This is a genomic window from Bacillus benzoevorans, assembly GCF_014207535.1.
GTDB classification, from domain to species: domain Bacteria; phylum Bacillota; class Bacilli; order Bacillales; family Cytobacillaceae; genus Bacillus_BD; species Bacillus_BD benzoevorans.
This window is the reverse complement of the sequence record NZ_JACHGK010000003.1, coordinates 109272-133044: the sequence shown is the minus strand read 5'-3', so window position 1 is coordinate 133044 and position 23773 is coordinate 109272. Positions and strand designations below refer to the sequence as shown.

Genomic DNA, 23773 nt, shown 5'->3' with positions numbered 1-23773 from the left:
CTCTAGTTTAAATACTATTTAATAAAGGAGGGAGACTATTCATGCATCGTGGAAAAGGGATGAAATTTGTCGGGGACTCACGCGTTCCTGCTGATAACAGAATGCCTAATATTCCAAAAGATTACTCTGAATATCCAGGGAAAACGGAAGCCTTCTGGCCAAACTTTTTGCTGAAGGAATGGATGGTTGGAGCTGTCTTTCTTGTTGGATTTCTATGTTTAACCGTTGCCCATCCGTCTCCGTTAGAAAAAATAGCCGATCCGAGTGATACAGCATATATTCCGATGCCGGACTGGTATTTCTTATTCTTGTATCAAATGTTAAAGTATACTTATGCATCAGGTCCTTATAATCTAATTGGAGCACTTGTTATTCCAGGTTTAGCATTTGGTGCGCTATTGCTGGCACCGTTTATTGACCGCGGGAAAGAGCGCCGTCCGTCTAAACGACCATTTGCTACTGGATTTATGCTGCTGGCCATTGCGGCGATTTCCTACTTAACTTGGGAATCGGTTGTAAACCATGACTGGGAGGCTGCGGCTAAGCAAGGGAAGATTGTAGCAGAGGCAGATATTGATACAGAATCTGAAGGCTACAAAATTTTCCAAGCACAAGGTTGTGTGAGCTGTCACGGAGACAATCTTCAAGGCGGTGCAGCGGCACCTGCTTTAGTTGATACTCAAAGAACAGCTGAAGAGATTGCCGATATTGCGAAAAATGGTTCTGCAAACGGAAAAATGCCTCCTGGACTATTTAAAGGTACAGATGAGGAGTTAACAAAACTCGCAGAATTTATTGACAGCGTTGAAAGTAAATAATGGAAAACTTTAGCCGGTGAGTGATTTCGCCGGCTTTTTCATGCTTTATAAAATGAAAAAACAGTGGCAAATATAGTAAGATGGATTAGTAAGTTAACTTCATGATAGAGATGAGGGAGAATAATGAGATGGTTATACCCTGTTTTAGGGAACCGGCAGTTTTTATGGCTGCTGCTGATCGTAAATATACTCGGGACGATATACGGCTACATTTGGTATGGGTGGCAGCTGCGGGAGACCCCTGCTATTTTTCTTCCCTTTGTTCCGGACAGCCCGACCGCTAGTTTATTTTTTGTTTTTGTCCTGATCGCCTTTTTGCTTGGAAAAAACTGGCCGCTTTTAGAAGCGTTGGCGATCGTGACCCTGATGAAGTATGGAATATGGGCAGTAGTGATGAACTTTCTCGTCTTTTTCGAGACAGGAGAGCAGCAGCTTACCGCTTGGATGCTCATTTTCTCTCATGCTGCCATGGCAGTTGAAGGCCTCTTATATGCCCCTTTTTACCGGATAAAAGGCTGGCATTTAGCAGCTGCAGCAATTTGGACCTTACATAACGATGTGATAGACTATGTCTTTTTTATGCTTCCTCGTTACAGTATGCTCGATCAAATAACGCCGCAAATCGGCTATTTTACGTTTTGGCTCAGTATTGCTTCCCTTTTGCTGACTTATTATTTTTGTTTAAGAGAGCGCCGCTTCGAATTAAAGATTCGGCAATAATTTGGTCTATCTTCATCCCCCCTTTCATAAATTGGTATAAATAGAGGGGGGACAAGCATGAGGTTCACGATTTGGATAGCTGCTCTTATATGTTTATTATTCATACCTTTACCCATTGTTGCTGCACAGGATCTTTCGCCAATCGATCAGTTAAGTCATATGTCTGATGAAGCGCTTCAGTTAACCAAGTCGCAAAGGTATGAAGATGCGAAGAAAATATTAGATTCTTTTTCAGATAAATTTTCAACTGCGGCATTAAGGGAGCAATCGTTTACGATGGATGAAGTTAGAATTGTCACGATTGCTCATAATGAGGCTGTTGAAGCAATGACAAATTCCGAAATGAATTTCGATGAAAGAATCAACATAGTGACAAAATTCCGTTTAGTCATAGATGCCATTTCTTCAACAAAGGAACCCCTTTGGACAGAAATGAGGGAACCGATCTTAGAGGTATTCAATGAGGCCAAAGAAGCTGCGTTAAACGGAGAAAAAACAGTGTTTTACGCGAAGCTCAATTCGTTTTTATCTTTATATGAAATGATTTATCCAAGCATGAAAATTGATGTGCCGGTAGAAAGAATTCAAAAGCTCAATACAAGAGTTCGTTTTGTCGATGAATACCGGTCGGAAATATTAACGGAGCAAACGTCCGTCCAGGAGCTGTTTGCCTTAGAAACCGATCTGCAAACCATTTTTGACGGTGTTCTGGAGGATGAAGCAGACCCTTCGCTCTGGTGGGTGATCATATCTACCGGAAGTATTATTGTTCTGACCTTATCCTATGTGGGCTGGCGCAAGTTCAAGGGGGAACGTGAACGAAGAAAAACTCCGTCAAGGTAACGGGGCTTCTCGTTTTCCCCTGGTTAAACACAGAGTGAAACTTCACTTTATTTGACATAGTTCTTCTCTTTTTCTTACAATAAGATTATCACAACACGAACAAATGGAGGAAATCATGTATTTTATCTATTTTGCCATCATCATTCTCGTTCCGATTTGGGCGCAGATTAAGGTGAAAAGAGCCTATTCGAAATATTCCCATGTACCTTCTTCTTCAAATTTGATGGGAGCAGAAGTAGCGCGGAAAATATTGGATGCTAATGGTCTTTACCATGTCAATATTGAAGAAGTCAGAGGTGTACTATCCGATCATTATGACCCGCGGACAAAAACAGTGCGTCTATCATCCGGTAACTTCCATGGCCGCTCAATTGCGGCTGCCGCTGTTTCGGCACATGAATGTGGACACGCGATTCAGGACGAAGAGGCTTATGCATTTCTCCGCCTGAGGCATACGCTTGTACCAGTTGCCAATATCGGCTCGAATTTCTCCTGGATATTAATTATTATCGGCATGATCGCTGGAATGAGCGGTCTGTTGCTTTTAGGAATTATTTTTATGGCTGCGGCCGTATTGTTCCAGCTTGTGACACTGCCGGTAGAATTTAATGCTTCTTCCCGGGCGATGGATCAATGTGTTGCCGTTGGCGTCATACGAAATGATGAAGAACGGGAAACAAGAAAAGTATTAAATGCCGCTGCATTAACCTATGTAGCTGCCGCCGCAGTAGCTGTGTTGGAATTGGTCCGTTTAATTCTAATTTATACTGGCATGCAAAGTGACGATTAACGAAAAAAGTTTAGACTGCGGTCTAAACTTTTTTCCTTTCAATGTACAATTGGTTTTTTATTTTCGTCCAGTGTGAAGCCTTCTCCCATGACATCATGAACGAAGCTGACCGACACGAAGGCATGCGGGTCGACAGAAGTAATAACGCTTTTAAGACTGACAATCTCATTTTTAGGGACAACACAATAAAGTACTTCCCGATCGCGCTTCGTATAGGAGCCATACCCTTTCAGCACCGTGACCCCCCGATTCATTTCCTTTAGAATACGCTCGGCTATTGCTTCGTTTTGATCGGAAATGATCAAAGCCCCCCTTGCGGAATAAGCGCCTTCCTGCATAAAATCAATCACTCTTGCTCCGATAAAGACAGCAACAAGTGTATACATCGCTTCACGATAGGATAAATAAAAAATTAATGACAGTACTATTACGCATGCATCAAACAAAAACATCGTTTTCCCCATGCTCCAGCCGTAAAACTTATTCATGAGGCGGGCAATGATATCGACACCGCCGGTTGTGCCTCCAAAACGAAAAATGATACCAAGGCCGATCCCGATTGCGCTTCCGGCAAATAAAGCAGCAAGAGTCAAGTCATCCTTTAAAGGCATATCAATCTGGTAACGCTGAAAAATCCAAAGGAATATAGAGACGCTAACGGTACCAATCACCGTATATAAGAAGGCATTTTTGCCAAGCACCTTCCAGCCAATAAAAAAAAGCGGGACATTTAAAATAAGGTTTACATAAGAAGGATCCCAATGAAAAAGGAAGAAGAAGAGAAGTGTAATTCCTGTAAATCCGCCTTCGGATAAATTATTCTGCATGTTAAAATGAACAATACCAAAGGAAAAAATAGCTGCACCAATCAGGATAAAGAAAATGTTTTTTGCCCGGATAGTTTGTAACATATGACTACCTCCAATTCCATGGATGCTTTCCAAACTCTTTCAATTAAGTTTAACAAAAGTAGGTGGATTCATTCAAAGTCAAAAACGCTCAATTTCCTGACAAAGCTATTGAAATGATGAAAAACATTTGTAAAAGTTGTCTTGATTAGCTAACATGGTAAATGTATAACATTCATATGGTCATTTTAGAGGTGATAACAGTGGAGAAGGGAAAATCCATGAAAGAGCTTCAGCGAGAAGTGGATGCCTATATCAGCCAATTTAAAGAAGGATATTTCAGTCCGTTGGCGATGACAGCAAGGTTGACAGAGGAACTGGGAGAGCTTGCCAGGGAAGTGAACCATTATTATGGTGAAAAACCAAAAAAGGGCACAGAAGATGAAAAAACGATTGAGGAAGAATTGGGCGATCTGTTATTTGTCCTTATCTGTTTTGCAAATTCCTTACATATCGACCTGGAAGGAGCACATGACCGGGTCATGAATAAATTTAATACAAGAGATAAAGATCGCTGGACAAGGATTGAGGAATAGGGGAGAAAAACAAAACAATGGGAAATACAAAAATTGTCATAGCAGGACCGCGCGGCCGAATGGGCTCTGAGGCCGTAAAACTTGTTGAACGAACGGAAAATTTTGAACTAGCTGCGGTTATAGACCACAAACATAACGGCAAATTATTAAGTGAACTTGGGGTATCAACATTAGCTGTACCTGTTTATAGTGATATTATAGAATGTTTGAACGTAGTGAAGCCGGACGTATTGATTGATTTAACGACTCCGGAAGTCGGTATGTACCATACAAAAACGGCTTTATCGCTTGGAGTTCGTCCAGTCGTAGGCACAACAGGCTTCACAAAAGAAAATTTAGCTGAGCTAGAAACCTTATGCCGCGAAAGAGAATTGGGCTGTGTTATTGCGCCAAATTTTGCGCTTGGTGCCGTTTTAATGATGAAATTCGCTCAAGTTGCGGGTAAATACTTTCCTGATGTGGAAATTATTGAACTGCATCACGATAAAAAGTTAGATGCACCATCTGGAACATCGCTTAAAACAGCAGAAATGATTGCCGAAGTAAGAGAAGAAAAGAAGCAGGGACATCCAAACGAGAAAGAGACACTGCCAGGTGCAAGAGGTGCAGATTTTGCCGGCATGCATATTCATTCAGTTCGGCTTCCAGGATTAATTGCCCACGAGCAGGTCATGTTTGGTGCAGAAGGGCAATCCTTATCCATCCGTCATGATTCATATGATCGCGTTTCCTTTATGTCTGGTGTAAAACTGGCAGTAGATACGGTCATGAAACTTAATACATTCGTTTACGGCTTAGAAAATATTATTGACTAAAGTGGAGGAAGTAAAATGAATATAGCATTAATTGCTCACGATAAGAAAAAGGACGATATGATTCGTTTTGCTACTGCGTATAAACCCGTTTTTGAACATCATACATTATATGCCACTGGAACAACAGGGTTGAAAATTATGGAAGCAACCGGTCTTGAGGTTCATCGATTTCAATCCGGACCATTTGGCGGTGATCAGGAAATCGGAGCGATGATTGCCAATAATAAAATGGATATGGTCTTCTTTTTCCGTGATCCACTAACGGCTCAGCCGCATGAGCCGGACGTAACTGCATTAATCCGTCTTTGTGATGTATATGCGGTTCCGCTGGCGACTAATATGGGAACAGGTGAAGTATTGGTTAAAGGTTTAGAACGTGGCGATATCTCTTGGCGTGATATTATCCGTGGCAGAACTCCTTCTAAAGAGTCGCTGTAACCAGTAGTCTCACATGCAGTAAGAAGGAGATTTTTTTTGGATGAGAAATAAATTGAAAATTGGCATAACATGCTATCCAACCGTGGGGGGATCTGGAGTCGTAGCCACGGAACTAGGCAAAATGCTGGCGGAAATCGGACATGAAATCCACTTTATTTCCTCGAGCATGCCTTTTCGTTTAAAAAGAATGTATCATAATATCTATTACCATCAGGTAGAAGTCAATCAATATTCCGTTTTCCAATATCCTCCATATGATATAGCGCTCGCCAGTAAAATGGCAGAAGTGATTAATCGGGAGAAACTGGATGTCCTTCATGTGCATTATGCCATACCGCATGCCGTATGTGCAATCTTAGCGAAGCAAATGAGCGGAAGGGATATTAAAATCGTGACAACATTGCATGGCACCGATATTACGGTGCTGGGTTATGATGAGTCCTTAACCGCTGCGATTAAATTCGGCATTGAAGGTTCTGATGCCGTGACGGCTGTATCTCAATCATTAATCTCGCAAACATACGAGCTGATCCATACGGAAAAGCGGATTCAAGCGATCTATAATTTTATTGATGATCGCATTTACAAAAGGATTCCTTCTTCCGTCCATTTGAGGGGAGAATACAATATCCGCTCATACGAAAAGGTGATTATTCACGTTTCCAATTTCCGCAAAGTCAAACGAGTACGGGATGTGATCAAAACATTTGCTGAAATTGTAAAAAATGTTCCGGCAAAACTGCTGCTCATTGGCGACGGACCGGAAATGGGGATCGTAAGCAGGATGGTAAATGAACGAAAGTTGAATGAATATGTACTATTCCTCGGAAAACAGGATAATCTGGAAGAACTATATTCAATCAGCGACCTGCTGCTTCTTTTATCGGAAAAGGAAAGCTTCGGTCTTGTGGCCCTGGAGGCCATGGCATGCGGGGTTCCTTGTATCGGAACCAGGGTTGGCGGAATTCCGGAGGTTATCCTTGATCGGGAAACGGGATTTATTTGCAACCTTGGCGATATTGAGGAAATTGCCCGGAAAGCAGTTCAACTCCTGACGAATGAACAGCTTCACCGTCAGTTTTCGCAGCATGCGGTTAAAGTTGTGCAGGAGAATTTTCATTGTGAAAAAATAGTTAGTCAGTATGAAGAGATTTATTATCAGTTAGTGAAATGTGGTGAAGGATAAATGATGCCGATTTTTCTCTCAGCTGTCCCTGTTCTTAAGAAAATGGAAGATGCCGGTTTTGAAGCGTATTTTGTCGGAGGGTCTGTCCGAGATTTCGTGCTTGGAAAAGAAGTTGCCGATGTTGATATTGCGACATCGGCAACACCGCAGGAGGTTAAGCAGATTTTTCCTAAAACCGTTGATGTCGGGATTGAACATGGGACCGTTGTGGTGATTTGGGGGAAAGATACATACGAAGTGACAACCTTCCGTACGGAAAGCGAATATATTGATTTCCGCAGGCCTGCGGAAGTTACCTTTATTCGTTCGCTTGAAGAAGACTTAAAGCGGCGTGACTTTACGATGAACAGCATGGCTATGGACAAGGAAGGCCGGCTGATTGACCCTTTTAGCGGGCGGGAAGCGATTCAGAACAAAATCATTGAGACAGTTGGATCTGCTTCAGAGCGCTTTCATGAGGATGCCCTTCGCATGATGCGGGCTGCTCGTTTTGTCAGTCAATTATCATTTACGGTCGAAAGGAACACTTATCAGGCTTTAATTGAGAACGCGCCCATGCTTGCGAAAATTGCTGTCGAAAGAATAACCGCTGAATTCGAAAAATTACTCCTGGGTGAAAACCGTTGTCCTGCCCTTAAGCTGCTCATTGATACCGGTCTGTATCAGTACCTTCCACACTTGCGGGAAAACAAAGCGCCATTGACAAAACTCCTCGAACTGGAGCTGGGATCGCTCTCATTAATAGAAATGTGGACCCTTCTCCTGTATATTCTCGGGATCAAGCAGGAAGAAGCAGAGGTATTCCTGAAGCAATGGAAGCTGCCGGTAAAAAAAATAAAAGCTGTGAAAGGCATTCTTTCCTGGCTTCGTTTCCGCTTGCAATCAGCATGGTCACTGGAATCAGTGTATGAAGCCAAGCTTGCTCAAGCCATCCATGCAGAAAAACTGTATAACACGGTGAAAGGTCAGCCTGCAGCCCTTTCCATTGAAGCATTAAAGCAGCTGTACGATACATTAGTGATTAAAGACCGCCAGGAACTAAAGGTAGGCGGATACGATTTAATGGAATGGGAAAAGAGAAGAGGCGGTCTGTGGGTGAAGGAAAAACTAGACTCCATTGAAAAGGCTGTTTTAAACGGTGAAGTGCAAAATGAAAAAGAAACGATAAGGGAGTGGCTCTACAAGTGCAATCAGAATTGAGAAAACGATTGCTTGAGGCATTCACAGAGAATGAAAGTGAATATCTCTCGGGACAGTATTTGGCAGATTTAATTGGCTGTTCCAGAACAGCTGTCTGGAAGCATATCGAAGAATTACGCAAAGAAGGCTTTGAACTCGAAGCAGTACGGAGCAAGGGATATCGCATTATTACCATACCGGAGAAAATTACCGCAAATGAAATTGCCCTCGGACTGAAAACAACGACACTCGGATCTCACATCCATTACGAGGAAACGGTCGATTCTACGCAAAAAATCGCCCTCCGTCTGAGTCTGGAAGGGGCTCCGGAAGGAACAACCGTTATTGCCGAAGAACAGACAGGCGGCCGGGGCAGAATGGGACGGCAGTTTTATTCTCCCAAATATTCAGGCGTCTGGATGAGTATTATCCTGAGACCGAAGCTCCCGCCGCAAAAGGCACCGCAATTGACCCTAATTACGGCTGTTGCTGTTGTCCAGGCCATCGAAGAAGTAACTGGATTGAATCCACAGATTAAATGGCCGAATGATATCTTAATCGACGGTAAGAAAGTGACGGGGATTCTGACGGAGATGCAGGCGGAAAGCGATCGGATTGATTCGGTCATCATTGGCATCGGGTTAAATGTGAATCAGGAAATAGAGGACTATCCTGAAGAACTCCGTTCCATTGCGACCTCCCTTTTCATCGAGTCTGGAAAAAAAGTCAACCGTGCGGAGCTGACAAGACAATTGCTGCTAAACCTGGAAAACTTGTATTTTCTCTATCTTAAAGAGGGTTTCTATCCAATCAAACTACTATGGGAAAGCTATGCGGTCAGCATCGGGAAAATGATTACGGCGAGAATGCTTCAGGGAAGTCTCTATGGCAAGGCGCTCGGGATTACAGAAGACGGTGTTCTATTAATGGAAGATGAGACAGGAAAGGTTCATCAAATTTATTCTGCTGATATTGAACTTGAAAAAAGGAAGTAATTTGTCTGAAATTTTATGACAATATTATAGTCACATTTCGCTGTTTCTGTTATAATTCTGTCTAACGGGCGGTATCATTGTCGTGAACTGCACCATTCTGTATCAATTTGACAATAACTATATCTGCCTAGATCCTAAAAATGGACCAGGACAGAGGGATATAACAGCGAAATGAGAACCCAATCCTTCTGTGCTTAACAGAAGGATTTTTTATGTTTAAATCTGTTATGACCTCTTCCTTACAGGAGGAAATGAAATGAAACAGACAACTGATTTTTTAAAAATGAAAAAAGAAGGCAATCGCATCGCCATGTTAACGGCGTATGATTACCCATCAGCGAAACAAGCGGAACAATCTGATGTGGATATTATTCTAGTAGGTGATTCCCTGGCGAATGTCGTTCTCGGTTATGAGTCGACCATCCCTGTCACACTTGAGGATATGATTCACCATACAAAGGCTGTAAGACGCGGGGCTATTGATACATTTGTCTTAGTTGATCTCCCTTTTATGAGCTATCATTTATCGATTCGAGATACATTATTAGCAGGGGCGAAAGTGATGCAGGAGGCAGGCGCACACGGCTTAAAGCTTGAAGGTGCAGATGGAGTGCTTGAACATATTTCTGCATTAGTCCATGCAGGAGTTCCGGTTTGTTCCCATCTTGGCTTAACCCCGCAATCTGTTGCCGTCATGGGCGGCTATAAGGTCCAGGGCAGAGATGCGCTTGCTGCGAAAAAGCTGATTGAGGACGCAAAAAAATGTGAAGAAGCTGGAGCCTTTATGCTTGTGTTAGAATGTGTACCAAAACAAATAGCGGAAGAAATCAGCCGTCAGCTTACGATTCCAACGATTGGCATTGGAGCCGGCAACGGTACAGACGGTCAGGTGCTCGTCTATCATGACGTTCTTGGCTATGGTGTTGAAAAAGTGGCAAAGTTTGTCAAACGTTTCGGAACTGTGGATGAAATAATGATTAATAGTGTTAAAGAATATGTGAAAGAAGTAAAAACAGGGGAATTCCCGGCTGAAGAGCACAGTTATTCGATGAAAGAAGAAGAATTGCACAGTCTTTACGGAGGTAAATGATGAACATAATTACGACCATCGATGAATTACAAAAAGTAATTAAAGAAATGAAAACGCAAAATAAACAGATTGGATTTGTCCCTACAATGGGCTATCTTCATGAAGGGCACCGCGCATTAATGAAAAAAGCCCGCGAAGAAAATGATGTTGTCGTTCTAAGCATCTTTGTGAACCCGCTGCAATTTGGACCGAATGAAGACTTGGAAAGTTATCCGCGCGATTTTGTCCGTGACCAAGATGCCGCTAGCGCTGAGGGGGTCGATATCATTTTCTATCCAACACCAGCTGAAATGTATCCGGAAGAGCTTTCTGTTACGATTCAGGTAAGAAAACGAACAGATGCGCTTTGCGGGGCCTCAAGACCGGGGCATTTTGATGGTGTCGCCACGGTCTTAACGAAATTATTTCATCTTGTTCAGCCTGACCGTGCCTACTTTGGCAAGAAGGATGCCCAGCAGGCAGCAGTTGTTGAGGGACTGGTTAAGGACTTTAATTTCCCGCTGCAAGTAGTTCCTGTGGATACAGTGCGTGAGCCTGATGGTTTGGCGAAAAGCTCCCGTAATGTTTATTTATCAGAAAAGGAACGCAAAGAGGCACCTGCCCTATACCGCAGTCTTCAGTTGGGAGAAGAATTGATAGATTCGGGTGAAACAAACCCAGAGACGGTTATTTCGGCAATAAAAGATAAGATTTTAACAGAAACATCTGGTGAAATCGATTATGTGAATTTGTTATCCTATCCGAATTTAGAAAATATGGATACCATTCAAGGCACCTGTATTATAGCCTTGGCGGTTAAATTTTCTAAGGCTCGATTAATCGATAACATCATTTTAACTAGAGAACAGGAGGAAGCCTGATGTTTCGCACAATGATGAATGGGAAAATTCACCGTGCCACGGTTACAGAGGCAAATTTAAATTACGTTGGAAGTATTACAATAGATGAAGAGATTCTTGATGCAGTAGGCATGGTGGGAAATGAAAAGGTACAAATTGTCAACAATAATAACGGCGCCCGCTTCGAAACCTACATTATTCCAGGAGAAAGAGGAAAGGGCACGATTTGTCTGAATGGGGCTGCCGCCCGCTTGGTGCAGCCTGGAGATACGGTCATTATTATTTCTTATGCATTGGTTTCACAGGACAAGCTCGCTGAACATTATCCAAAAGTAGCGATTATGGATGAACAGAACCGAATTAAAGAAATCATCAACTATGAACCGGAAATGACCATTATGTAATGAAAAAAAAGCTGACTCCATACAGGGTCAGCTTTTCCTATATTAACTCATTTCTTTTCTCTAGCTGCACTCATTTATTTCCTTGGCGGGAAAGAGAATGATTTGCAATTGAAAGATTGGTTATTTCAAGACTTTTCCTTTATCATATTTTATGTTACCGTTTGTAATGATAAAGGTATAACACATTCACGCATGTAAAAAAAAGCGGAATGTTTGAGGAGTATTTACATGAGCAATAAATATGTCGTAATTGACCTAGAAACAACCGGAAACTCTCCGAAAAAAGGCGATAAAATTATTCAATTTGCGGCGGTGGTGATTCAAAATGGCTGCGTGATCGAGGAATATTCTTCCTTGGTGTATCCGGAACAGCCGATACCGGCTTTTATTGAGGAATTGACAGGGTTATCAGATGAGATGGTAAAGGATTCACCCCTATTCGCCGACATTGCCCCTAAAGTGGTCAAACTGCTTAAGGATGCATATTTTGTCGCTCATAATGTCTTATTTGATTTAACCTTTTTGCAGGAAGAGCTAATTATGGCCGGCTTTGAGGGCTTCCACGGTCCAGTATTGGATACAGTAGAAATGGCCAGAATTCTCATGCCTGGAAGCGATAGCTTTACATTGTCTGATTTAGCTGTCCAGGAAGGACTGAGCCACGACCGGCCGCACCAGGCAGACAGTGATGCCTATGTAACAGGAGAGCTCCTCCTGATTCTCTTTAAGCGGCTGCATCGTCTTCCTTTAGCGACAATCCGCCAGCTGCATAAACTTTCATACAGCCTGAAAAGTGATTTAGATGAAATTTTAGCGGAAATCATGCTGCAGAAACAAAAAAGCCTTGAAGAATTGCCGGATCAACTCGAACAGTTTCGCGGTATTACTTTAAAAAAAGAACAGCGGAATATTTCCAGAGACGGAGAAAAGGAAATGATCTATCCTGCCGGTGATAGAGATAAAGAAATGCTGCTGAAAAAGGTATTTCCTTTCTATGAAAAAAGGAGCGGACAATTCCGTATGATGGACCTTGTCCATGATACATTCCAACAAGAACACCATTCTATGATTGAAGCCGGGACCGGAGTAGGTAAATCGATCGCCTATTTATTTCCGGCACTAATAGAGGCTGTTCGCAGCAGAAAGCCTGTAGTGATCAGCACTTTTACCACTCAGCTTCAGGAACAATTGCTCACTAAGGATATCCCCCTGCTGCAAAAAATGGTGGAATTTCCCTTCCATACCGTTCTATTAAAAGGAAAAAACCATTACATCAGTCTGGAGAAATTTGAAAGGACCTTACGGGAACCAGAGAATAACTACGATACGGCTTTAACGAAAATGCAGCTCCTCGTCTGGTTGACGGAAACCTCTACAGGTGATCGGGATGAACTTCATTTATCAAGCGGCGGACAGATGTATTGGAATAAAGTGAAGCATGATGTGACAGATCAAATGACAAACCATGCATGGAGCAGCCGTGAATTTTATAACCGTATGAAAAGAGATGCGCAATCCGCCCATTTAATCATTACCAATCATAGCTTTTTATTATCAGACTTAATCGCTGAACGGGGAATTCTCCCTGAATTTGACTGCCTGATTATTGACGAAGGTCATCACTTTGAAAAAACGAGCCGAAAATTTTTGGGGCAAAAGCTGGATTACGCCCATGTACGTTATTTTCTTCAGCATATGGGTTTGTACGAACAGAAACAGATGGCGTACAGAATGGTGCAAACCATGGAAAAGTTCTGCATAGAAGCTGAAGCCGGGACACAATATGCGGCATGGAATAAAATAATGGCAGACCTGAGTTTCGAGATGGATGAATTGTTTAAAGTCGTTTCATTCATTGTGAAGAAGCATATAAAAAATAAACATAATGGCTGGGTGAACTGCAGGCTGGATAACAGGCAGACCCGGGAATTGAACATGCTGACAGCCGCTGCCGAGCGCTTTTTATTTTTACTTAAGGAATATAACAAGGCCATGTCAGACTGGTATGAAATGATGCAGCAAAAAGGCGGAAAACAAAATGAAAAGCTAAACATGCTGTTAAGTGAGCTGGTTTCCTGGATGAATGAAGGAGAAAAAATCATGCAAAGCATTCGCGAAATATTGCTGCAGCCCCTAGGGGAGCATGTCCACTGGATTGAAATGGACACACGCGCGATGCAAAATAAAACAACGATTTATGCTCAGCCAGTATCCGTTTCAAGCCAGTTAAATAAGTTAGTTTTCCAGAAAAAGAAGAGTGTGGTCGTTACATCTGCCACGATGACGGTTAAGGGGAATTTTACCTATATGCTGAATGAGCTTGGGCTTGAACCATCACAGGTATATTTGGAGCAAATTACATCACCGTTTCGCTATGATAAGCAAGTCCAGTTCGTCATTTCAAATGATCTGCCGGAGGTTAATTCAGTTTCACTGGCGGAATATGCCGCAGCAATTGGAGAGCATATCATATCGATTGCCGAAGCAACGAAGGGACGCATGCTCATCCTTTTTACTTCCTATGAAATGCTGCGCAAAACCTATGAGCTGTTAAAAGAAAGCGGTTTTTTGCACGAATATACCATGCTGGCACAAGGGATCACAAGCGGCAGCAGAACAAGACTAACGCGAAATTTTCTCCGCTTTGAAAAAGCAATCCTGCTCGGAACGAATAGTTTTTGGGAGGGTATCGATATACCCGGGGAAGATCTGTCATGCTTAATTATGGTCAGACTGCCGTTTTCACCCCCGGATGAACCGCATACGGAAGCGAAATGCTTAGAGGTAAAAGAAAAGGGAGGCAATCCTTTTTATGATTATTCGCTTCCGGAGGCTGTCATTCGCTTTAAGCAAGGCTTCGGAAGGCTGATCAGAACTAGTACGGATAAAGGATTAATGGTGGTTTTCGATCGGCGGGTTATTTCAACGCGCTATGGCAAGGCCTTTCTGGATTCCATTCCCAGTGTAAAAGCTCAGGAAATGAATATTGATCAGCTTACCGATCTGATTAAGCGCTGGCTTTGAAATAATCGGGAGGGAACATGAGTATTTCTCCCTCCCCTAACATATTCTATCTATATGGGATTAACGGAAAATTTGGGCATTTATTTGCAATTATAATAAAAAATTTGAACTAATTTTTATATAAGCTGTTATAATGTTTCATGGGACTAAACAATAGGATATGATGATTAGTATATGGTAAGAGAATGTTCTTGCTAAACAATCGAAAAAGCGGGATTAGAATGAAAAAATGGATCACAATCATTAGTATAGCTGTGCTTGTATTGATTTTGCTGTCAATTAAGTTTTATATGAATGCTCTTGAGCCTGTAAAAGCAGCTGAAAAAAAGGCCATAACCATGGCAAAAGAAGAATCGGCTCTCACCACCATTAATGACTTTTATGTATTTTATGGTGAAGAAGCTTATGCTGTCGTCCAGGGGAAAGACAAAAAAGGAACGAAGTGGATTGTCTGGGTTCCGGAAAAAAAAGGAGAAGTCATCTCTAGAAAAGCATTATCCGGAATGACTCAGCAGGAAGCGGTAGCTAAATTATTGAAAGAAAAAAATCCAAGCGAAATTATTTCGGTCAAGCTCGGAATGGAAAACAACCGCCCATTATGGGAAATTCATTATCGTGCCAATGGGAATTCGCTAAATTATTATTATGTAGATTTTAAAACGGGCGAAAAGCTAAGGAAAATTGAGAATTTATAAGGGGAAAATCTGTATACGTACAGATCATTTATAGATATTTGCTACAGAAGGAGTAGAAAAGAATGGAAATACAACTTGCAGGAAGAGTGAAAACATTAACGCCATCTACAACATTAGCGATTACAGCAAAAGCAAAAGAATTAAAAGCTGCAGGTCATGATGTTATCGGATTAGGTGCGGGTGAACCTGATTTTAATACACCGCAGCATATCATCGATGCCGCCACTCGTTCCATGAATGAAGGCCATACAAAATATACACCGTCTGCGGGGCTTCCTGCACTAAAAGAAGAAATCGCCAAGAAATTCAAACGCGATCAAGGACTGGATTTTGAACTAAGCGAAATCATGGTTGGAAGCGGTGCAAAGCATGTTCTTTACACTTTATTCCAAGTGCTTCTTGACGATGGCGATGAGGTCATCATTCCCATTCCATACTGGGTAAGCTATCCTGAACAGGTAAAATTAGCGGGCGGCGTTCCAGTATTTGTTGAAGGTCCTGAAAGCAATCAATTTAAAATTACACCTGAACAGCTGCGGAATGCGATTACTGACAAGACGAAAGCTGTTATCATCAATTCGCCAAGCAATCCTACAGGGATGATTTATACAAAAGAGGAACTATCGGCACTTGGTCAAGTGTGTCTGGAAAAGGATGTCCTTATTGTTTCTGACGAAATATATGAAAAACTAATTTACGGCGAAAACGAGCATGTATCAATCGCTCAGCTTTCTCCGCAATTAAAAGAGCAAACGCTCATTATTAACGGTGTATCCAAATCTCATTCTATGACTGGATGGAGAATTGGTTATGCAGCCGGCAATAAAGAGATCATCAAAGCGATGACAAACCTTGCCAGCCATAGTACATCAAATCCTACCACTACGGCACAGTACGGTGCGATTGCCGCTTATGCCGGTTCTCAAGATGAAGTGGAAGTCATGAGAAAAGCATTTGAGGAACGATTAAATACCATTTATGAAGAATTGATTCAAGTTCCCGGCTTAACATGCATCAAGCCTCAGGGCGCTTTCTATTTGTTCCCGAATGCACAGAAGGCTGCTGCAATGACGGGATTTAATTCAGTCGATGAATTTGCAACTGCATTATTGGAAGAAGCGAAAGTGGCCGTTATTCCCGGCTCCGGTTTTGGTGCTCCAGAAAACATCCGTTTGTCTTATGCAACATCATTGGAACTATTGGAAAAAGCAGTGGCACGAATCAAAGAATTTGTGGAAAAGAACACAAAATAATAGTCTTGTGATTGGCGGAAAGCAAAAAAGCTTTTCGCTTTTTTTCTTGGTAAAAAAAAGTATAATAAAAAGACAAACTATTTTTTTCAGCTTGGCAATGGTTAAAAGATCCGTTGTTTTCCTAAATTTTCATTTACTTTTGTTCAGTGTTATAATGACAACGGTATAGTGGATTCGTTTCTCTAGTCTAGTGGAGGAGGTAAGAAATCGTGATCAAAACGACGATAGCTGAAGTACATAAATATGTCGATCAGGAAGTAAAATTGGGAGCTTGGGTGGCAAATAAACGTTCAAGCGGTAAAATTGCCTTTTTACAGCTTCGCGATGGTACGGGCTTTATTCAGGGTGTCATTGTTAAGAGTGATGTACCAGAGGAATTATTTCAAACAGCAAAATCACTGACGCAAGAAACCTCTTTATTTGTCATAGGGATTGTGCAAAAGGATGAACGTTCACCTATAGGTTATGAGCTGCTTGTCAATGGGATCGAAGTGATACACCGTGCAGTTGACTATCCGATCACTCCGAAGGAGCATGGCACTGAGTTTTTAATGGATCATCGTCATCTTTGGCTCCGTTCCCGCCGTCAGCATGCTGTGATGAAGATCCGTAATGAAATCATCCGTGCTACCTATGAATTTTTTAACGATAATGGATTTGTTAAAGTGGACCCGCCAATTTTAACCGGCAGTGCTCCTGAGGGGACCACAGAATTATTTGCAACAAAATATTTTGATGAGGATGCTTATTTGTCACAAAGCGGGCAATTATATATGGAAGCAGCAGCGATGGCCTTAGGCAGGGTATTTTCCTTTGGTCCAACGTTCCGCGCTGAAAAATCAAAAACACGCCGCCATCTCATTGAATTTTGGATGATTGAACCTGAGATGGCTTTTGTCGAATTTGCAGAAAATTTAACGGTTCAGGAAGACTATGTCGCTTACATTGTTCAATCAGTGCTGAAGAACTGCCCGATTGAATTAAAGACGCTCGGCAGGGATACAACGAAACTGGAGAAGATTACCGCCCCGTTTCCGCGTATCACCTATGATGATGCCATTGAATGTCTTCATGAAAAAGGATTTAATGATATTCAGTGGGGCGATGACTTTGGGGCACCGCATGAAACAGCCATTGCGGAAGATTACGAGAAGCCAGTGTTTATCACCCATTTTCCAACTAGCTTAAAGCCGTTCTACATGCAGCCGGATCCAAATCGTGCAGATGTGGTCCTCTGCGCTGACTTAATTGCTCCGGAAGGCTACGGTGAAATTATCGGCGGTTCAGAGCGTGTCTACGATGAAGAACTGCTGAAAAGCCGTTTGCAGGAGCATCATTTAGAATTAAGTGCCTATAAGTGGTATTTAGAATTGCGCCAATACGGTTCCGTACCGCATTCAGGGTTTGGACTCGGTCTGGAAAGAACGGTTGCATGGATTAGCGGGGTCGAGCATGTCCGTGAAACGATCCCATTCCCGCGTCTGTTAAATCGTCTATATCCTTAATTTAATGTCCAAAACTAGAGGATCCGCCGCAATCAGGCGGGTCTCTTTATTTGGTAATAGTGCCTTTTATTTACATACTCACAGGAATGTCTAATGTTATACTAATAGAAGGGGGGTATATTTCGCATGAGTAAAAAAAGTTTATTACGCTGGCTGAAAGAAGGGCAGATTAACATTCCTGCTGTTCTTTTATCTCAATATAAAGACATGAAAATAAATGAATCCGAGCTCGTACTGCTGCTCCATGTGATGTCATTTATTGAAAAAGGAAATGATTTTCCTACACCCGTTGAACTTTCCTCAACGATGACGATTACAGCGGCTGAGTGTACAAACATATTGCGAAGATTAATACAAATGGGCTTTATCGAGATCATCGATGGTTATTCAAATGACGGGATTCGGTTTGAAAAATATTCCCTTGATCCATTGTGGGAGAAATTAATCAGCTCCTTCCTGCTGCAGGAAAAGCAAACTGAGACCAACGTACAGCGTCAAGAGGAGAAGGATATTTACACCTGTTTTGAACAGGAGTTTGGCCGGCCGCTGTCACCGTTTGAATGTGAAACACTTGCGATGTGGATGGATGAGGATCAGCATGGTACCGTCATTATAAAAGCAGCTTTAAGAGAAGCCGTGATTTCCGGTAAATTAAATTTTCGTTATATCGATCGGATTCTGTTTGAATGGAAGAAAAATGGCATTAAAACGCTTGAACAGGCGAAAAATCACGGCAGGAAATTCAGACAGTATCAAAAGGGAAGACCGAAAGAGGAGCAAGGGAATTCCGAACCGCTGCCATTCTATAATTGGCTGGACAAGTAGGTAAAGATCAAAGGGAAAGAAGCGGAAGAGGGTTAAGTATGTTAAAAAAGACTGAGATAAGATATTGTTTAGATAAAATGGGGGAAATGTTTCCAGAGGCCCACTGTGAATTAATTCATTCGAATCCGTTTGAATTAGTTATTGCGGTTGCCTTATCAGCACAATGTACGGACGTATTAGTAAACAAAGTAACAAAGGACTTATTTCAAAAATATCAAACACCTGAAGATTATTTAGCGGTGCCATTGGAAGAACTGCAGCAGGATATCCGCTCGATAGGATTGTATCGCAACAAGGCAAAAAACATCCAAAAGCTCTGCCAAATGCTGATAGAGCAATATAACGGGCAGGTTCCAAATGACCGGGATGAATTGGTGAAATTACCGGGTGTCGGCAGAAAAACGGCGAATGTGGTGGTTTCAGTTGCCTTTCATATTCCTGCTATAGCTGTTGATACCCATGTGGAAAGAGTGAGTAAACGGCTCGGATTTTGCCGCTGGAAGGATTCTGTACTAGAGGTTGAAAAAGCATTAATGAAAAAAGTGCCGGAAGATGAATGGTCCATTACGCATCACCGAATGATTTTCTTCGGAAGATATCATTGTAAAGCACAAAATCCCCAGTGTCCATTATGTCCTTTACTCCCATTGTGCCGTGAAGGTAAAAAAAGAATGAAGGGGAGGGAGTAATGATGAAGGAGCAGCGGATAACCTTTTTTTTGGATGAATGGGAGAAAGTAAAAGATGAATTGCACGGGAGGTTTTCCAAGCGCGAGCAGAATGATGTTCCCGAGTTGATGAAAAAAGGAATAGCCCTTTTTTACGAGATGATATTTTGGTGTAATAAAGGGTCAGTTGAATTTAGCAGAGAGGAGCTTGAGCAGCTAGACCTTAAACCTATCAATGCCGTAGAAAGACTTTCATTTATCACATCGCGCCCTTCTAATTATCATTCCTATGTTCAGTTAACGGAGTTATTTATTGAATTGGAGAAAATTTTTTCAAAGGAACAGATCATGAAAAAAGCGTCAAAGCCGTAAGCTTTAGACGCTTTTTTCATTAGTAACTGAAGGAAGTGGCATTATTGCGGGCTGTTGTTATTGTTTTGCCCCGTATTCCCGTTGTTTTGCGGCTGGGTCCCAGTTTCCTCTGTATCTCCGCCAGCGCTGCCAGTCCCATTATCAGCACCTGCACCGGGAGTGGTGCCGTCATTTTGAGCCCCGTTCCCATTATTGCTGTTTTGATCCGTGCCATTGCCCGAATTATCACCATTTCCATTGCCGTTATTATTGTTATTGCCGGTTTCATTTCCGTTTCCTTCATTGCCTGTATTATTTTCATCTTCAGCCGAAGGACCTGAAACAGTCACAGTTGCAACAGCAGCATTACTATTCTGACCATCGGTTATAGCCACTACCTTAAAGGTATAGCTTCCCGGTTCAGTAACCGGCATTTTTAATCCTGTCTGCGTTGTCGTTGTTAACGTTTGTTCTGCGCCTCCATCTTTGGATACCGTAACAAGGAATTGTGTACCTTCAGCAGCTTCATTGAACTGCCACGATAATGTAATATCATTTGTACTTTCATCATAGATGGCAGACAATCCGGAAGGACCCTGTGGTTTTGTATATTTTTCAGAAACAGCACTTGGCGCATTTCCTTTTACGGCCCATTCGTATATAACCATGCTATCCGGTGTATATGGACCCGCTAGTTTTGCCGGATTGGATCCTTTTTCAACCTTTATCTTCGTAACGGTTTTGGGCACGGTAAAGTCAACCGTCTTAACGTCTTCTGATACATACTGCATCAGGTTTTTAAAGATCTTCATAGCAATTTGCTGATCCCTTGTTGTATCAAGTGCGTATTTCCTTTGCTCATATCCTGTCCAAATAGAAGCGGTATAATTGGTCGTGTATCCGGTAAACCAGGCATCAGGTACCGCACCACTCGCATGACCGTATTTTCTTAATTCCTCACTGGAATAGTTGGTTGTACCTGTTTTTCCGGCCATTGGAAGACCTGGTACATTGGCGATTCTCCCGGTTCCATAGCCAGAGTTTACAACGCTTTTTAGCATATCTGTTATCATAAAAGCTGTGTAGTCGCTCATCGCAACGATTGTTTCCGGCTTCATATTGATTTTCGTTCCATCACGAAGTTCTATTTCATTCACTGCATGAGGCTCAGTATAGTAGCCGTTATTGCCAAAGGCACTGTATGCTCCGGCCATTTGCAGCGGAGTTGTTTCCAAGGCACCGATGGAGTAAGATTCTAACACTTCGTCTAAATCAAACCCAAGTCCGTTGGCAAACTCTCTGGCATTTTCCAAGCCGGCTGCCTTCAGCGCTTTAAGGGCAGGAACGTTTCTTGAACGTGCCAGGGCTTCGCGCATGGAGAGCGGCCCCATATGCCTGTTATCCCAGTTATTAATCGTTTGACCGGTGGAATACTTATAGGGTTCATCGACAATTGTTTGATAGGTTCCCCATTTTAAATATTCAATTGCCGGTCCGTAATCAAGAATCGGTTTAATGGTTGAACCCGGCTGGCGCGGTACAGAGGTAGCAAAATTCAGCCCAAAATCAACCTCTTTGTTCCGGTTTCCGCCCAGTGCGCGAAGTTCTCCTGTTTTCGTATCTAAGAGGGTGATGCCTGCTTGTAATTTTTCATCAGGGAAAGGGACAATTTCCCCTTCATACATAATTTTGTCCACATAATCTTGCGCTTTTGTATCAAGACCGGTATAAACTTTCAATCCGTCTGTATAAACGTTCAACTCGGGATATTTGTTTTCAATTTCCTTTATGACCTGTCCGATATAAGAATCATATGCGATGTCTTCGCCATGCTGAGCTCGTTTTGCTTCCGGAACTAGTGACGCGGTAATAGGTATTCCTTGAGCTTCCTTCATTTCAGCTTCCGTAATATAGCCATGCTGCTGCATAAGTGAGAGAACGACATTACGGCGCTTTTCCGCCTTTTCTGGATTATTGAAAGGATTATAGTTATTTGGGCTTTGCGGCATCCCTGCAATTAAAGCAGCTTCAGCAAGGTTTAATTCACTCAAAGGTTTGCCGAAATATACTTCAGAAGCAGTGGCAATTCCTACTGTTCTTTCAGACATAAATACTTTATTGACATAAAGCTCAAAAATCTCTTCTTTTGAATATTTTCGTTCTAATTGAATCGACAGCCAGGCTTCCTGTGCTTTCCGCGATAATGTTTTTTCGGGAGTCAGGAAATTCAATTTGACAACCTGTTGTGTTATCGTACTAGCTCCCTCAGAGCCGAATCCATGCGTAAAGTTGGCGATGACAGCTGCACCGAGACGAATGGGATCGACTCCGTGATGTTTAAAAAATCGCGAGTCCTCGGTCGCGATAATCGCATTTCTTACTAATTCAGGTATATCTTTATATTCGACATAATCAAGCTTCTGTGTCCCTACTTCAGCCACAGTTTGACCATCGATATCGATAATCTCTGATGGAATAGCAGCCTTAAGCGCCTCAGCGTCGAGTTTTGGCGTGTCCTTTACCATATATGCGAAGATCGCAGCACCGGTCATAATCCCAATGATCCCCAAAGCTACAAGAGCAAGAAAAATACGTTTTATAATGGAGCCTTTTTTTCCTTTTTTCTTGCCCTTATTTTTTGCTTTTTGAGCTTCAAGTTGTTTTCGGCGCTCCTCTCTCGTTTGATATTTCTCTGACATATTCTTTTCCTTCCTTTCTAACAACCCGGATGACCCATTTTAAGTTCACTATGTTTCGATAAAACGGATTCCCTTAATCTTCATGAAATGGATAAATATCATTAATTATTTTTATAAAATCAATTCTAGGCTGAATCGTGAGCGGGATCAAGTACCCGTTTGCCACTATTTCTTCTTTTGTAATCGACTTTCTTCCTCCATTCAGCATTCTGTCCCAGAATGTTAAAAGATGAACAGCTTCCAAGAAGAAAACCTCCTCAGTTAAAGAGAAACGAATCACCACAAAACAAATTCCATTTTGCTTTAATACCTTTTTCATATGATCAATTTGATGTTCATGAAAGTTCTTTAAAGGAAAGGATGATGGCAGCTTGGTTTCCTTTGCTTCAAAATCAAGATACTTGCCTTTATATACTCCATTATAATCTGTCGTTGATGCTTGTTTAAAATAGGCCTCCTTAATCACTGCTGCACTTCGTTTCGGGTAGTCCACGTTGACAATTTGAACAGGTGTGGGCTTTTTATGTATGACAGCAATGCCTTTATCTAAATAATATTGATTCGTTTGATTGATATCCTCCTCAAGAGTCATCCCTCTTTTGCCATAAGACCATTTTTTGAGATCTTGCCTTTTGACAGGGGATGAAGTTTGTTTCGTTTCAATATAGCGCTTGCCATTTGGATAATGGAAAGTCATTCGCATTCACCTCGCATGCTATTACCTATCATACCAAATATCCAGGTGTCATTGTTGAATAAAAAGTGCTAAATCATGAGGAATCTTTTCAACTAAACATAACGATAATATAGCAGCAAAATAAAAAGAGCTGTCCCAAAGGTAAAGGTGTCAGGCGCTACGATCAAGTATCTAGTATCACTTTGGAAAATAAAGCACTGGATATAGATAAATGGCGGGTGCCTGACCTCTTATGGGACAGCCCTTGTTGTTTCTATTAAAATGTCTGTGTTCTTTACGTGGATGGACGATCCGGTCCTTCCAGCTTTTTATCACCGTAGCCGGGTTTCGTGTCGGTTTGATTTTTAGACTGGACACTATTTTGTTTTGGTTTTTGTTTCATGATCAACACCTCCATTTATAGTGTGAGCAAAAGAACTATTTTCATTCTATAATTATGTCGAATCGGTGTATCTATATGAGAATAACTTCTTTCTTTGACGAATCGGTTCTAGTT

23 protein-coding genes are annotated in these 23773 nt (G+C 41.9%); 20 read left to right on the top strand and 3 right to left on the bottom strand.

The window, feature by feature from the left end; all coding sequences use genetic code 11:
- The first annotated feature begins 41 nt into the window (after nucleotides 1–41).
- The 4 genes from HNR53_RS06315 to HNR53_RS06300 all read left to right on the top strand — a co-directional run bounded on the left by HNR53_RS06315 (nucleotide 42) and on the right by HNR53_RS06300 (nucleotide 3171).
- On the top strand, nucleotides 42–818 hold the full coding sequence (locus HNR53_RS06315; protein ID WP_184523995.1) for a menaquinol-cytochrome c reductase cytochrome b/c subunit: 777 nt from the start codon (nucleotides 42–44) through the stop codon (nucleotides 816–818).
- A gap of 123 nt (nucleotides 819–941) precedes the next feature.
- On the top strand, nucleotides 942–1538 hold the full coding sequence (lhaT, locus tag HNR53_RS06310) for a lipoprotein heptaprenylglyceryl N-acetyltransferase LhaT (RefSeq protein ID WP_184523993.1): 597 nt from the start codon (nucleotides 942–944) through the stop codon (nucleotides 1536–1538).
- A gap of 57 nt (nucleotides 1539–1595) precedes the next feature.
- A complete protein-coding gene (ypjB, locus tag HNR53_RS06305; protein ID WP_184523991.1) occupies nucleotides 1596–2381 on the top strand; it encodes a sporulation protein YpjB in 786 nt (261 codons plus the stop codon).
- A gap of 115 nt (nucleotides 2382–2496) precedes the next feature.
- Nucleotides 2497–3171, top strand: coding sequence for a zinc metallopeptidase (locus HNR53_RS06300; RefSeq protein WP_184523989.1), 675 nt, complete (start codon nucleotides 2497–2499; stop codon nucleotides 3169–3171).
- A gap of 38 nt (nucleotides 3172–3209) precedes the next feature.
- Here HNR53_RS06300 and HNR53_RS06295 read toward each other — a convergent pair whose 3' ends face one another.
- Entirely contained in the window at nucleotides 3210–4082 is an 873-nt protein-coding gene (locus HNR53_RS06295) for a YitT family protein (RefSeq protein WP_184523987.1), read from the bottom strand.
- Nucleotides 4083–4258: 176 nt separating this feature from the next.
- On the opposite strand from HNR53_RS06295, the gene HNR53_RS06290 reads away from it, so the two are divergent.
- The 16 genes from HNR53_RS06290 (at nucleotide 4259) to HNR53_RS06215 (ending at nucleotide 19902) form a co-directional block, all read left to right on the top strand.
- Complete coding sequence (locus tag HNR53_RS06290; RefSeq protein WP_184524441.1) at nucleotides 4259–4615, top strand: nucleotide pyrophosphohydrolase; 357 nt, start codon at nucleotides 4259–4261, stop codon at nucleotides 4613–4615.
- Nucleotides 4616–4632: 17 nt separating this feature from the next.
- Entirely contained in the window at nucleotides 4633–5430 is a 798-nt protein-coding gene (gene dapB, locus HNR53_RS06285; RefSeq protein ID WP_184523985.1) for a 4-hydroxy-tetrahydrodipicolinate reductase, read from the top strand.
- A 15-nt stretch (nucleotides 5431–5445) separates the two neighbouring features.
- The gene (gene mgsA, locus HNR53_RS06280) at nucleotides 5446–5868 is read left to right on the top strand and encodes a methylglyoxal synthase (RefSeq protein ID WP_184523983.1); all 423 of its coding nucleotides are present in this window, start codon (nucleotides 5446–5448) and stop codon (nucleotides 5866–5868) included.
- Between the two features lie 40 nt (nucleotides 5869–5908).
- Nucleotides 5909–7054: an N-acetyl-alpha-D-glucosaminyl L-malate synthase BshA gene (bshA, locus tag HNR53_RS06275; RefSeq protein WP_184523980.1), complete on the top strand. Its 1146-nt coding sequence runs from the start codon at nucleotides 5909–5911 to the stop codon at nucleotides 7052–7054.
- Complete coding sequence (locus tag HNR53_RS06270; RefSeq protein ID WP_184523978.1) at nucleotides 7055–8254, top strand: CCA tRNA nucleotidyltransferase; 1200 nt, start codon at nucleotides 7055–7057, stop codon at nucleotides 8252–8254.
- A complete protein-coding gene (locus HNR53_RS06265; protein ID WP_184523976.1) occupies nucleotides 8239–9228 on the top strand; it encodes a biotin--[acetyl-CoA-carboxylase] ligase in 990 nt (329 codons plus the stop codon). The genes HNR53_RS06270 and HNR53_RS06265 overlap by 16 nt, the downstream gene beginning before the upstream one ends.
- A 256-nt stretch (nucleotides 9229–9484) precedes the next feature.
- Nucleotides 9485–10318 (top strand): 3-methyl-2-oxobutanoate hydroxymethyltransferase, encoded by an 834-nt coding sequence (gene panB / locus HNR53_RS06260; RefSeq protein WP_184523974.1) that lies wholly within the window; start codon nucleotides 9485–9487, stop codon nucleotides 10316–10318.
- Complete coding sequence (gene panC, locus HNR53_RS06255; protein ID WP_184524439.1) at nucleotides 10318–11178, top strand: pantoate--beta-alanine ligase; 861 nt, start codon at nucleotides 10318–10320, stop codon at nucleotides 11176–11178. Before panB ends, panC begins: the two co-directional genes overlap by 1 nt.
- Nucleotides 11178–11561 carry an aspartate 1-decarboxylase gene (gene panD / locus HNR53_RS06250; RefSeq protein WP_184523972.1) on the top strand — a complete coding sequence of 128 codons (384 nt, stop codon included), beginning with the start codon at nucleotides 11178–11180 and terminating at the stop codon, nucleotides 11559–11561. The genes panC and panD overlap by 1 nt, the downstream gene beginning before the upstream one ends.
- 228 nt (nucleotides 11562–11789) lie before the next feature.
- Complete coding sequence (dinG, locus tag HNR53_RS06245; protein WP_184523970.1) at nucleotides 11790–14585, top strand: ATP-dependent DNA helicase DinG; 2796 nt, start codon at nucleotides 11790–11792, stop codon at nucleotides 14583–14585.
- A 221-nt stretch (nucleotides 14586–14806) separates the two neighbouring features.
- Nucleotides 14807–15280, top strand: coding sequence for a cell wall elongation regulator TseB-like domain-containing protein (locus HNR53_RS06240; protein WP_184523968.1), 474 nt, complete (start codon nucleotides 14807–14809; stop codon nucleotides 15278–15280).
- Nucleotides 15281–15348: 68 nt separating this feature from the next.
- Nucleotides 15349–16533 carry an aminotransferase class I/II-fold pyridoxal phosphate-dependent enzyme gene (locus tag HNR53_RS06235; protein ID WP_184524437.1) on the top strand — a complete coding sequence of 395 codons (1185 nt, stop codon included), beginning with the start codon at nucleotides 15349–15351 and terminating at the stop codon, nucleotides 16531–16533.
- Between the two features lie 212 nt (nucleotides 16534–16745).
- Nucleotides 16746–18038, top strand: coding sequence for an asparagine--tRNA ligase (asnS, locus tag HNR53_RS06230; RefSeq protein WP_184524435.1), 1293 nt, complete (start codon nucleotides 16746–16748; stop codon nucleotides 18036–18038).
- A gap of 126 nt (nucleotides 18039–18164) precedes the next feature.
- Nucleotides 18165–18863, top strand: a complete 699-nt coding sequence (locus HNR53_RS06225) for a DnaD domain-containing protein (RefSeq protein WP_184523966.1) — start codon at nucleotides 18165–18167, stop codon at nucleotides 18861–18863.
- A 38-nt stretch (nucleotides 18864–18901) separates the two neighbouring features.
- On the top strand, nucleotides 18902–19552 hold the full coding sequence (nth, locus tag HNR53_RS06220) for an endonuclease III (RefSeq protein ID WP_184523964.1): 651 nt from the start codon (nucleotides 18902–18904) through the stop codon (nucleotides 19550–19552).
- Nucleotides 19552–19902 carry a YpoC family protein gene (locus tag HNR53_RS06215; protein ID WP_184523962.1) on the top strand — a complete coding sequence of 117 codons (351 nt, stop codon included), beginning with the start codon at nucleotides 19552–19554 and terminating at the stop codon, nucleotides 19900–19902. Before nth ends, HNR53_RS06215 begins: the two co-directional genes overlap by 1 nt.
- 41 nt (nucleotides 19903–19943) lie before the next feature.
- On the opposite strand, the gene HNR53_RS06210 is transcribed toward HNR53_RS06215, so the two are convergent.
- Complete coding sequence (locus HNR53_RS06210) at nucleotides 19944–22580, bottom strand: transglycosylase domain-containing protein (protein ID WP_184523960.1); 2637 nt, start codon at nucleotides 22578–22580, stop codon at nucleotides 19944–19946.
- Nucleotides 22581–22653: 73 nt separating this feature from the next.
- Complete coding sequence (recU, locus tag HNR53_RS06205; protein ID WP_184523958.1) at nucleotides 22654–23277, bottom strand: Holliday junction resolvase RecU; 624 nt, start codon at nucleotides 23275–23277, stop codon at nucleotides 22654–22656.
- Nucleotides 23278–23773: the final 496 nt, after the last annotated feature.